The 1,184-nt window shown below is 67.4% G+C and carries 1 protein-coding gene; it reads left to right on the plus strand.

Annotated elements, in window-relative coordinates:
- Positions 1-1,135: ADP-forming succinate--CoA ligase subunit beta (gene sucC, locus PKE85_RS17605; protein ID WP_271206098.1), on the plus strand; the 1,135-nt coding region annotated here is incomplete at its 5' end.
- Positions 1,136-1,184 lie beyond the last annotated feature (49 nt).

Below are 1,184 nucleotides of genomic sequence, written 5' to 3' on the forward strand. Positions count from 1 at the left end.
GCATGCGGTTCTGAAGGTTGAGGATTTTGAGGCGGCGGCCGGGGCTCTTCCGGGACCGGTGTGGGTGGTGAAGTCCCAGATCCACGCGGGCGGGCGCGGCAAGGGCCGGTTCGTGGAGGCGGAGGCCGGGGAGCTCGGCGGCGTGCGCCTTGCGAAGTCGGTGGCGGAGGCCAGGGGCTTCGTGGAGCAGATGCTTGGCCGGACGCTGGTGACCAAGCAGACGGGTTCGGCGGGCAAGCAGGTGAACCGGCTCTACGTGGAGGAAGGCTCCGCGATCGAGAAGGAGTTCTACCTGTCGGCGCTGGTGGACCGGGAGACCGGCTGGGTGGCCTTCGTGGCCTCGACCGAGGGCGGCATGGACATCGAGGAGGTGGCGCACGCGACCCCTGAGAAGATCCACACCCTGACCATCGACCCGGTGACGGGGGTGCAGCCGCACCACGGCCGCACGCTGGCGAAGGCGCTGGGGCTGTCGGGGGATCTGGCGAAGCAGGCGTCGGACCTGATCGGCAAGCTGTACGAGGCGTTCACCTCGCTCGACATGGCGATGCTGGAGATCAACCCGCTGATCGTGACGAAGGACGGCAAGCTGCGCTGCCTGGACGCGAAGGTCTCGTTCGATTCGAACGCGCTCTACCGCCATCCGGAGCTGGCGGAGCTTCGGGACCTGACGGAGGAGGACGCCAAGGAGATCGAGGCGTCCAAGTACGACCTGGCCTACATCGCGCTGGACGGCACCATCGGCTGCATGGTGAACGGCGCGGGCCTCGCCATGGCGACGCTGGACATCATCAAGCTCTACGGGGAGGAGCCGGCGAACTTCCTGGACGTGGGCGGCGGCGCCTCGGAAGAGAAGGTGACGGCGGCGTTCAAGATCATCACGGCGGACCCGAACGTGCAGGGCATCCTCGTGAACATCTTCGGCGGGATCATGAAGTGCGACGTGATCGCGCGGGGCGTGATCGCGGCGGTGAAGGCGGTCGGGCTCCAGGTGCCGCTGGTGGTGCGGCTCGAGGGCACGAACGTGGAGGAGGGCAAGCGGATCATCGCGGAGAGCGGTCTGAACGTTCTGCCGGCGGACGATCTGGACGACGCGGCGCAGAAGATCGTCGCGGCCGTGAAGAAGGGGGCCTGAGCCATGTCGGTTCTGATCGACGCGAACACGAAGCTGCTGGTGCAGGGCT

Source organism: Methylopila jiangsuensis, from assembly GCF_027922305.1.
GTDB lineage: Bacteria > Pseudomonadota > Alphaproteobacteria > Rhizobiales > Methylopilaceae > Methylopila > Methylopila jiangsuensis.